The 10,513-nt window shown below is 67.0% G+C and carries 6 protein-coding genes and 1 pseudogene; all 7 read right to left on the reverse strand.

Going from position 1 to position 10,513, the window contains the following annotated elements; translation table 11 throughout:
• Positions 1 to 525 (reverse strand): annotated as a pseudogene (locus tag G3N93_RS25105) (TldD/PmbA family protein); the annotation flags it as partial.
• Complete coding sequence (locus G3N93_RS25110; protein ID WP_174933987.1) at positions 525 to 1,976, reverse strand: TldD/PmbA family protein; 1,452 nt, start codon at positions 1,974 to 1,976, stop codon at positions 525 to 527. The gene G3N93_RS25110 and the pseudogene G3N93_RS25105, both read right to left, overlap by 1 nt.
• The gene (locus G3N93_RS25115; RefSeq protein WP_206134180.1) at positions 1,969 to 3,612 is read right to left on the reverse strand and encodes an ABC transporter ATP-binding protein; all 1,644 of its coding nucleotides are present in this window, start codon (positions 3,610 to 3,612) and stop codon (positions 1,969 to 1,971) included. The genes G3N93_RS25110 and G3N93_RS25115 overlap by 8 nt, the downstream gene beginning before the upstream one ends.
• Entirely contained in the window at positions 3,612 to 4,724 is a 1,113-nt protein-coding gene (locus tag G3N93_RS25120) for an ABC transporter permease (protein WP_174933984.1), read from the reverse strand. The genes G3N93_RS25115 and G3N93_RS25120 overlap by 1 nt, the downstream gene beginning before the upstream one ends.
• Positions 4,678 to 5,730: a microcin C ABC transporter permease YejB gene (locus tag G3N93_RS25125; RefSeq protein WP_174947245.1), complete on the reverse strand. Its 1,053-nt coding sequence runs from the start codon at positions 5,728 to 5,730 to the stop codon at positions 4,678 to 4,680. Before G3N93_RS25125 ends, G3N93_RS25120 begins: the two co-directional genes overlap by 47 nt.
• A 13-nt stretch (positions 5,731 to 5,743) precedes the next feature.
• Positions 5,744 to 7,597 carry an extracellular solute-binding protein gene (locus tag G3N93_RS25130; RefSeq protein WP_374196513.1) on the reverse strand — a complete coding sequence of 618 codons (1,854 nt, stop codon included), beginning with the start codon at positions 7,595 to 7,597 and terminating at the stop codon, positions 5,744 to 5,746.
• A 314-nt stretch (positions 7,598 to 7,911) separates the two neighbouring features.
• A partial coding sequence (locus tag G3N93_RS25135; RefSeq protein ID WP_206134181.1) for a TonB-dependent receptor occupies positions 7,912 to 10,513 on the reverse strand: 2,602 nt, incomplete at its 5' end.

A 10,513-nucleotide genomic window follows, 5' to 3' on the forward strand; every position in this document is an offset into this window, starting at 1 on the left:
TACCTCGTACCAGCCGCGGCTGCCGGTCGACGACGCGAAGCCGCGCGCCAGCGTGCCGCCCGCGTAGAAGCCGACGAAGTCGAGCCCACGCGCGCATTCGGCCACGATTCGCGCGAGCCCGTCCGCGTTCGGCAGGCGCCCGGTGCGACGCGTTTCCTGCAGCCACGACGAGGTATCGAACAGCAGGTGCGGATCGTCCTGCGCATCGCGCAGGCCGTCGCGCAGCACGGCAACCGCGTCCGCCAGTTCGCGCAGGTCGGCCGCCGCATCGCCGCAGACGGTCAGCGCCGAGTGCGCCTGTCGCGCCCCGTCGACGAGCCGCACGGACAGCCGCCCTTGCGTGACGCGCCCGGTCTGGCGAATCCTGCCGCCATTGAAACGGATGAAGTCGGACGTTTCGCCGGAGAAGCCGAGCAGCACGGTTTCGGTCGGCGTCGTCAACCGTTGCGCGTCGTCGGCGAGCCGGGTGAAATGCGCGTGCCAGTCGATTCCGGCCTGGCGTGCCATCGGATCGAATCCCGTCATCACGCGCCTCCGAATACGTCGACGCCGGCGAACACGCAGGCCGGCGCGGCGTGGCCGACACGGATGATCTGCGCCGGCTCGCCCTTCCCGCAGTACGGCGTGCCGTAAATGCCGAACGTGCTCGCATCGCCGACCGCGCGCAGGCTGCGCCAGAACTGGGCGGAGATGCCGCGGTAGTTCGGGCGCTTGACGACCTGCGTGAGCCGGCCGTTCTCGATCAGCTGCCCGAATTCGCAGCCGAACTGGAATTTGTTGCGGTGGTCGTCGATCGACCAGGACGTGTTGGTGCGCATCAGGATCCCGTGCTCGGTGCCCGCGATCAGCGCATCGAGCGACTGGTCGCCGGGTTCGACGTTCAGGTTCGCCATCCGGTCGATCGGCGCGCGGTTCCAGCTCGACGCGCGCGAGTTGGCCACGCCCGGCAGGCCCGCGCGCTGCTGCGACAGCGCCCCGCCGAGCAGCCGTTCGAGCACGCCGTTGCGAATCAGGTACTGCTTGCGCGCCGGCGTGCCGTCGTCGTCGAACGCGTAGGACGCGGCTTCGGACGTCGGCTCGGGATCGAACGTGACGTTCAGCAGCGGCGAGCCATATTGATAGTGGCCGACCATCTCCGGCTTGACGAAGCTCGATCCGGCGAAGTTGCGCTCGTCGCCGAGAATCCGGTCGAGTTCGAGCGGATGACCGATCGACTCGTGGATCTGCAGCATCATCTGGTCCGGCATCAGCAGCAGGTCGCGCCGGCCGGTCGGGCAGTTGGGCGCGGCGAGCAACTGCAGCGCCTCGTCGGCGACGCGCACGCCGGCGCCGTCGAAGCCGTAGCGCGCCAGCACGTCGATGCCACCCTGCGCCAGCGTGCCCGATTGACCGAGCGAGCGCGTCTGCGTGTCGCCGTCGCCATGGGCGACGGCCTGCAGCTCGGGCATCAGGAAACGGAAACGCTGGTCGATCCGCACACCGTCGCTCGTCACGTAACTCTGCTCGGTGTGCACGATCATCACGCTCGCCGCGCGCTCGACGATGCGCGCGCCGAGGTTCGCCGCCGCGCATTCATGCGCGAGACGCTCGATCCATTCCGCGCGCGACGGCAGTGCCGCGTCGACATCGGGCGACGCATACGTGCCGCTCGCCTGCGGGCGCGCAGCCTGACGATGATCGACCAGCGCCCACGGCGCGCTGGCCCGCGCCCGCGCGGTCGCGATGTCGAGTGCTGCCTGCAGCCCGGCCGGGGACAGGTCGGGCGTCGCCGCATAGCCCGCGCCCGTGCCGACCCAGGCCGTCAGCATCGCGCCGCGCTCACGCGTGCGCGAAAACGGCTGCGCGACGTCGTTGCGCACCGCATGTTCGTCGATCGTCTCGTCGACGATGCGCAGCGACCAGAAATCGGCGTCGCTGCGCAACGCTTTCGCGGCTTGCACCGCTCGGGCGCCCGGCGCCCGGTTCTCGTCAATCATCGGTTCTCTCTTGCCTCTCCTGCGGGCCGCGCTCCGGCGCCAGCATGGACGACGCGAGCAACGCCCGCGTATACGGATGGGATGGCGCGTGCAGCACGTCGAGCGTCTCGCCCTCCTCGACCACGCGCCCCGCCTTCATCACGATGACCCGGTGGGCCATCGCGCGCATCACCGCCAGATCGTGGGTAATGAACAGGTAGCTGAGTTTGTACTTCTTTTGGAGATTCGTCAGCAGATTCAGCACCTGCTTCTGGATCGACACGTCGAGCGCGCTCGTCGGCTCGTCGAGCACCAGCAGCTCCGGCTCCACCGCCAGCGCCCGCGCGATCGCGATCCGCTGCCGCTGCCCGCCGGAAAACTCGTGCGGATAGCGCAGCATCGCCTCGGGCGGCAGGCCCACCTCCTGCAGCAGCGCGGCGATTCGCGCCCGCCGCGCGTCGCCGGCCACCTGCGGCCGGTGCACACCCAGCCCTTCGCCGACGATCTGCTCGACCGTCATGCGCGGCGACAGCGAGCCGAACGGATCCTGGAACACCACCTGCATGCGCCCGTACAGCGTGCGCCGGCCCTGCGTCGTGCGCAGCGACGCCAGCGGCATGCCATCGATCTCGATCCCGCCCGACGCCGGCCGCTGCAGGCCGAGCACGGCCGACGCAAGCGTCGATTTCCCCGAGCCCGACTCGCCGACGATCCCGAGCGTTTCGCCGCGCTTCAGGCTCAGTTGCACGTCGTGCACCGCGCGGAACGTCGTCTTGCCGAGCACCGAACGCCAGCCCTTCGCCGCGATGCGGTAGTCGACGGCGAGGTGCTGCACGTCGAGGATCGTCTGCGCGCCGGCGGCGACCGGTTCGACCGCGCGTTGCGGCGCGCTGTCGAGCAGCCGGCGCGTATACGGATGCTGCGGCGCCGCGAACAGTTCAGCGGTCGTGTTGGTCTCCACCCGCACGCCCTTCTCCATGACGGCCACGCGCTGTGCGAAGCGCCGCACGAGATTCAGGTCGTGCGTGATCAGCAGCACGGCCATCCCGCGGGCGGCGGCCTCCTGCTCCTGCAACTCGATCAGCAGGTCGACGATCTGCTGGCGCACCGTCACGTCGAGCGCGGTGGTCGGCTCGTCCGCGAGCAGCAAGCGCGGCCGGCACGCCAGCGCCATCGCGATCATCGCGCGTTGCCGCTGCCCGCCCGACAGCTGGTGCGGAAAACTGTCGATGCGACGCTCCGGCTCCGGAATCCCGGTGCGCCGCAGCAGCGCGATCCCGCGCTCGCGTGCTTCGCCCGGGCGCAGCCCTTCGTGCAGCCGCAAGCTTTCGGCGATCTGCTTGCCGATCGTATACAGCGGGTTGAGCGCAGTCATCGGCTCCTGGAACACCATCGCGATATCGGCGCCGCGAATCCCGCGCATCTGCTGCTCGGTCTTCGCGAGCAGATCGTCGCCGTCGAACAGCATCCGCCCCGACAGCGTCGCCTGCTGCGCGAGCCGCAGGATCGACAGTGCGGTCACGCTCTTGCCCGACCCCGATTCGCCGACGAGCGCCACCCGCTCGCCGCGGCCGATCGACAGGCTCAGGTCCTGTACGGCCGCATTCGCACCGAAATGCGCGGAAAACCCGTCGATCTGCAGCAACGGTCTCGTCATCACCGCCCTCCGCCGAATGCCGAACCGCGCGTGCGCGTGTCGAGCGCGTTGCGCAGCGCATCGCCCATGAAGGTGAGCAGCAGCAGCGTCACCACCAGCGCCGCGAACGCCGCGATCGAGATCCACCACGCATCCAGGTTGTTCTTGCCCTCCTGCAGCAGCTCGCCGAGGCTCGGCGTCGGCGGCGGCACGCCGAGGCCCAGGAAATCGAGGCTCGTCAGCGACAGGATCGCCGCGCTCATCCGGAACGGCAGGAACGTGATCACCGGTGTGAGGCTGTTCGGCAGCACGTGACGCCAGATGATCTGCGTGTTCGTCAGCCCCATCGTGCGTGCCGCTTTCACATAATCGAGCCCGCGATTGCGCAGGAATTCGGCGCGCACGTAGTCGGACAGCACCAGCCAGCCGAACATCGACAGCAGGATGAACAGCAGCCACAGCGACGGCGTGAAGATCGACGCGAAGATGATCAGCAGGTACAGGTCCGGCAGCGCGCTCCAGATCTCGATCAGCCGCTGCCCGACCAGGTCGGTGCGGCCGCCGTAGAAGCCTTGCAGCGCGCCCGTCAGCACGCCGACCAGCACGCCCGATACGGTCAGCGCGAACGCCATCAGCACCGACAGCCGGAACCCGTACAGCAGCCGGGCGAGCACGTCGCGCCCGAACTGGTCGGTGCCGAGCCAGTTGCTCGACGATGGCGGCGCCGGATACGGCCGCGACGCGAAATAGTCGATCGTGTCGTAGCGATAGCGGTTCGGCGGATAGATCGCGAAATTACCGTGCGACTCGATCTTCGTGCGGATATACGGGTCGAGATAGTTCGTCATCGCGGGAAAGTCGCCGCCGAACGCCGTCTCCGGATAGTCCTTCACGATCGGGAAGTAATAGTGCCCGTCGTAACGCACGATCAGCGGCCGGTCATTTGAAAGCAGGTTCGCGCCGAGGCTCAGCGCGAACAGCACCGTGAAGATCACGAGGCTCCAGTAGCCGAGCGGCTGCGCGCGAAAGCGCAGCCACGTGCGCCGCCACGGCGACGGCGAGGCCGCGCACGCGGCGCAGGCCTGGTCAGTGGTCCAGGCGGTTGAACTGGATACGGGGGTCGACGAGGACATAGCAGATATCCGCGATGAGTTTGGTCAGCAGGCCGATCAGCGTGAACAGGAACAGCGAACCGAGCACGACCGGATAGTCGCGGCGGATCACCGAGTCGTACGACAGTTGCCCCATGCCGTCGAGCGAGAACAGCGTCTCGATCAGCAGGTTGCCGTTCAGGAACGCACCGACGAACGCGGCCGGCAGCCCGGTGAGCAACGGGATCGCCGCATTGCGCAGCACGTGTTTCCACAGCACGTCGCGCTCCGGCGCCCCCTTCGCGCGTGCGGTCAGCACGTACTGCCGGCCGATTTCCTCGAGGAAGGTATTCTTGGTCAGGATCGTGACGATCGCGAAGTTGCCGATGACCGACGCCGTCACCGGCATCACGATGTGCCACAGATAGTCGAGCGCCTTGCCGATCAGCGTCAGGTCGTCGAAGTTGTCGGACGTGAGCCCGCGCATCGGGAACACCTGCCAGAACGTGCCGCCGCCGAACAGCATCAGCAGCAGCACGCCGAGCACGAAGCCCGGCACCGCGTAGCCGGCCAGCACCAGCACGCTCGTCACGGTGTCGAACCGCGACCCGTTGCGCACCGCCTTCGCGATGCCGAGCGGCACCGACACCAGGTACGTGAGGATCACCGTCCACATCCCGAGCGTGATCGACACCGGCAGCTTCGAACGGATCACCGCCCACACGCTGCGGTGCGCGAAATAGGACTGGCCGAGGTCGAACGTCGCATAGCTTTTCAGCATCAGCACGTAGCGTTCGAGCGGCGGCTTGTCGAAGCCGAACTGCTTGCGGATCTGCTCGATCTGCTGCGGATCGACGCCCTGGCTGCCGTGGTAGCCGCCGCCTCCTCCGCCCGCCTCTCCGCCGCGTGCGCTGCCGTGGCGCAACTGCGCGAGCACTTGCTCGACCGGGCCGCCCGGCACGAATTGCGTGACCGCGAACGTGATCGTCACGACGCCGATCAGCGTCGGGATCATCAGCAGCAATCGCCTGAGTATGTATGCCAGCATCGTGGTTCCTCCGTCAGGCGGCCGGCGCGGGTTTCGCCGCCGGCTGCTTCACGTACCAGTAGTCGATGATCCAGTCCTCGTACTGATAGGAATCCGGCACGACGGCCGGGTGGCCGAGCGTCGCCTTGTACGCAATCCGCGCATTCGGCAGGTAGTACTGCGGGATCAGCGCGTACAGGTTGATCAGCACACGGTCGAGCGCGTGCGTGGCCGTCTCGAGATCGTCGAGCGTGTCGGCTGCGAGCGCCGCGCGGATCAACGCATCGACGGCCTTCGATTGCACGCCCGGATAGTTCTCGGAGCCCGGCTGCGACGCGGCCGCGCTGCCGAAGCGGCGCGTCAGCTCCGCCCCCGGGATCGTCACCGGCAGGTAGATGTACGTCGTCATGTCGTACTCGAAGTTGTCGAGGCGCTTCAGGTAAACCGCGCTGTCGATCTCGCGCAGGTACGCGTTGATGCCGAGCATCGCGAGCGCCTGCGTGTACGGCAGGATCAGGCGGTCCATGCCGGGCTGGTCGTCGATGATCTCGATCGTCATCGGCGTGCCGTTCGCGTCGCGCAGCGCGCCGTCGCGGTAATGCCAGCCGGCCTGCTCCAGCAGGTCGCGCGCTTCCTTCAGGTTCGCGCGCAGCGAGTTGGGCGGCAGTGTCGACGGCTGCTGGACCATCGGGCCGAATACCGCTGCCGGCAGCGTCGAGCGAAACGGTTCGAGCAACGCGAGCTCCTTCTCGCTCGGCATGCCGGATGCCGCGAACGGGCTGGCTTCCCAGAAACTGTTGGTGCGGCGGTATTGCCCGTAGAACATCATCCGGCTCATCCAGTCGAAGTCGAACGCCAGCGCGAGCGCATGCCGAACCCGCACGTCCTGGAACATCGGCTTGCGCATGTTCATCAGGAAGCCCTGCATCTGTGCGGGGCCGTCGGGAAACTCGCCGCGCTTCAGCATGCCGTTGCGAAAATTCTTGCCGACGTACTTGCGCGCCCACTGCGTCGCGCTGTACTCCATGCGCGCGTCGATGTCGCCGGCCTTGAACGCTTCGAGCGCCGTGTATTGATCCAGGTACAGCTTGAACGACACGTGCGCGAAGCGGAACATGCCGCGTCGCGACGGCAGGTTCGCCGCCCAGTAATGCGGGTCGCGCACGTAGCTGATCTGCTTGTCGTTCTTGCGCTGGTCGATCAGGTAAGGGCCGCTCGCGATCGGCGGCACGTTCGCGATCTGGTCGAACGGCGGGCGCGTGCCGTCCGCGCGCTGCCCCCACTTTGGCGAGAACACCGGCAGGTCGCCCGCGATCAGCGCGGCGTCACGCTCCGCGTGCTTGAACTCGAAGCGCACCGTGTGGCCGTCGACGACCACCGCGCGCTTGATGATCGCGAACTGCGCGTTGTACAGCGGCGACGCCTGCGGGCTCGTCAGCGTGTCGAACGAATATTTGACGTCGGCCGCGGTGATCGGATCGCCGTTCGAGAAGCGTGCGGCCGGGTTGATGTGGAACGTCGCCGACAGCCCGTCGGGCGCGACGTCGACGTCGTCGGCGATCAGCGCATATTCGGAAGCGAGCTCGTCCCAGCTGCGCTGCATCAGCGTGTCGAACATCAGGTTCTTGATGTCCGGTGCGGGTGCGCCGCGCACGAGAAACGGGTTCAGCGAATCGTAGCTCTGCGCTTCGTCGTAGTTTTCGAACTGGAGCGTGCCGCTGTCCGGCGCATCCGCATTCGCGTAGTCGAAATGCGTGAAGCCCGGCGGATATTTCGGATGATCGTATTGCGAGATCGCCGGCACGGCGAGCGCGGCCTGCGGCATGACGCCGCCCGACACGAGCCACGCGGCGCACGCGAGCAACGCGGCGCGCGTGGCGGTGCGCATCCGCGCGTGTGTGCGCTTCAGGTGCGAGTGGCGCGGCACGCGTGCCCGTCGCCCGTTCAACAGTCTCATGGTCAGTCTGTCCGGAAGCGTGCGGGCGCGATGCCTGCGCACGGTCGATGTCGATGCCGGTGCCGGACGCCGCATGCCGGCCGCGTCCCGCGGGTGGTTCGTGCTGGTCACGATCGGATGAGCTGCACCGCCGCGCGCCCCGGTTGCGGGCCGTCGTGGCGCCAGGCGAAAAAAGGCCGCCCCGAAAAGGGGGTAGTGGACGTGGGGCGGCCGGTCTAAAGCCTGTCAGTGCATCGCGATCGCCATCAGAACTTGTACGTCGCGCCGATCTGCGCGAACCGGCCGATGTACGAATACACCGACGTGTCGTACCCGCTCTGGTCCAGCGTGCCGTTCGCGAAGATCGGGTCGTACGGCGGCGTGCGGTTGAAGAGGTTGTTGATGCCGCCGTAGATCGTCCAGTTCTTGAAGCCCGTGTACGACATCATCAGGTTGAACTGGCTGTACGACCCGACCTTCGTCGGCGCGGGCGACGGCAGCAGGTTCTGCGCGTACGGGCCCGTGAACTGCCACGTGAGCGCCGCATCGAACTTCCGGTAGTTCCAGTCCAGCGTCGTGTTGCCGCGCCAGCGCGGGAAGCTGCCGCCGAACGGCTGCGTGATCGTGAAGTTGTTGCCCGCGCCGTTGACCGGCGTACCGCCCGGGAAGCCGATCTTGTAGCTGTTGATGTACGCCCAGTCGCCCGACAGCGTGACCGTGCCCCAGCCCTTGAGCGGCAGCCCCTGGCGGAACGTGCCTTCGAAGCCGTTCGTGTCGAGGTAGCCGAGGTTCTGGTACGGGATCACCTTGTACAGCAGCTGGCCCGTCGTCGGGTCGGTCGCGATCTGCGACGGCGTGCCCTGCCCGATCACGTTGTCGATGCGGATCTTGTACCAGTCGAAGCCGAGATCCGTGTAGCGGCTCGGCGACACCTGGAAGCCAATGTTGAAGTTGCGCGTGCGTTCCGGCGCGAGGTTCGGGTTGCCGACGGTGATCGACGTATAGTTCTGGCCGGTGGCCGGATCGACCTGGATGCCGAGCGTCTGCGACTTGCTGTCCTCGACGAAGGTCGGCGCGCGGAAGCCGCGGTTGTACGACGTATACAGCGTCAGTGCCTTGATCGGCTGGTACCGCAACGCAAAGCGCGGCGAGAAGGCGCCGCCCACGTCCGTGTAGTGGTCGTAGCGGCCCGCCTGGCTGAACGTCAGGTTCTCGAGGATCGGCACGTTGATCTGGTAATAGACGGCCGCGACGTTGCGCTGGCCATCCACCGTCTCGAGATCCGGCGTGATGACGGCGCCGCTCAGGTATTCGGAGCCCGGCGTCAGCGTTTCGCTCTGGTGCGTGAACTGTGCACCGAAGCCGATGCCGACGTCGCCTGCAGGCAGATGGAACAGGTTCGGCGTCGACAGTGTCGCGTCGATCGTGTCGAGCTTCGAGATGCCGAGGTTGTTCGCCTCCTGATACAGCCCGTTGAACGCGTTCGGCGTCGCCGCCGGGTTCGCGAAATTCAGCGTGCCGTTCTGGTAGATGTTGTTCAGCGCATTGACGTTCAGCTGGTTCGTGAACACGTTCGACACCGTGCTCTGCGAATGGCTGACCGACGTTGCCCAGTCCCAATCGCCGTACGGCAGCGTAAACGACCCCTTGATGCCGGCGGCCGCGCGCCAGTAGTTGGCCCAGGTCTTCTGCGCGACCGTGTTCGGAAATGCATAGGTGAGCGGCGTGGCCGCGCCCGTCGTGTTGTACGGGTTGCTGACCGGTACCGTGTAGTTGAACGGCGACAGCAGCTTCGTCTGCGGATTCCAGACGAGCGCCGGGTTCTGCGAATTGCCGATCACGTTGTTCCACAGGCCGTCGTTGGTCGTGGTCGTGTTGTAGCTCTCGAGGAAATCGGCGAACGCGGTCGTCTTGTCGTCGATCTTGAAGTCCGCGTGGAGCTTCGCGTTCAGGCGCTCGGTCATCGGCAGGATCGACGTGCTTTCGGCCGTGTTGTACCCGCAAACGGTGCCCGGCGAACCCGCCGACAGCGAATTCGTCGCAGCCTGATGGACCGAGCCGCCGAACGGGCAGCCCCCGCTCAGCGCCTGCGCGACGCCACCGGGCATGTTCCAGTACGACGGCGCGAGCAGCGAGAAGCCGCCCGGCTTGCCCGTGAAGTCCTGGTTGCGCGTCGAATCACGGTCGGCCAGCGTGAAGCCGTTCGACTTGTAGTAGCTGAGCGCGGCGGTCACGTTGAAGCGGTCGGCGTTCAGGTCGCCGAAGCCGCCGAGCACGCCGAACTTCACCGTGCCGTCGCCGTTACCGGCGTTGATCGCGCTGCCGAGGCTGCCGTCGAGCTGCAGGCCGCGGAAATTGTGTTTCGTGATGATGTTGACGACACCGCCGATCGCGTCCGAACCGTACTGCGACACGGCGCCCGTCTTCACGATTTCGATCCGCTCGATATCGTTGAGCGGGATCGTGTTGAGGTCGAAGAACGAGTCGACGCTGTTCGAGAAGAATGCGTACGGTGCGACGCGCTGGCCGTCGACCATCACGAGCGTGTACTTCTCGGACAGGCCGCGCAGCGCGATGCCGGCCGCGCCCGCCGCGAAGTTGCCCGACTGCCCTTCGCCCCAGCTGTTCGCCGAGTTGGCCGCCGCGTCGCGCAGGAAGTCGGTGACGGTCACCGCGCCGCTGGCCTGGATTTCCTTCGGCGTGATCGTCTGCACTTGCTGGAAGCCGGTCTTGTCGGCCTGCCGGATCAGCGAACCCGTCACTTCGAACCGCTTGATCTGTGCGACCTTGCCCTGCCCATTCGCAGCGGGTGCGGCAGGCGTCGCGTCGGCTGCCGCGCCGGCGGACGCATCGGGTGCCGCGGGCGCG

This window comes from Burkholderia sp. Se-20378 (genome assembly GCF_017104665.1).
Lineage (GTDB): Bacteria > Pseudomonadota > Gammaproteobacteria > Burkholderiales > Burkholderiaceae > Burkholderia > Burkholderia lata.

Excerpts from the sequence above, each read along its gene's own strand:
- G3N93_RS25110 (WP_174933987.1), bottom strand. The coding sequence starts at position 1,976 with ATGATTGACGAGAACCGGGCGCCGGGCGCCCGAGCGGTGCAAGCCGCG.
- G3N93_RS25115 (WP_206134180.1), bottom strand. The coding sequence starts at position 3,612 with ATGACGAGACCGTTGCTGCAGATCGACGGGTTTTCCGCGCATTTCGGT.
- G3N93_RS25120 (WP_174933984.1), bottom strand. The coding sequence starts at position 4,724 with ATGTCCTCGTCGACCCCCGTATCCAGTTCAACCGCCTGGACCACTGAC.
- G3N93_RS25125 (WP_174947245.1), bottom strand. The coding sequence starts at position 5,730 with ATGCTGGCATACATACTCAGGCGATTGCTGCTGATGATCCCGACGCTG.
- G3N93_RS25130 (WP_374196513.1), bottom strand. The coding sequence starts at position 7,597 with ATGCGCACCGCCACGCGCGCCGCGTTGCTCGCGTGCGCCGCGTGGCTC.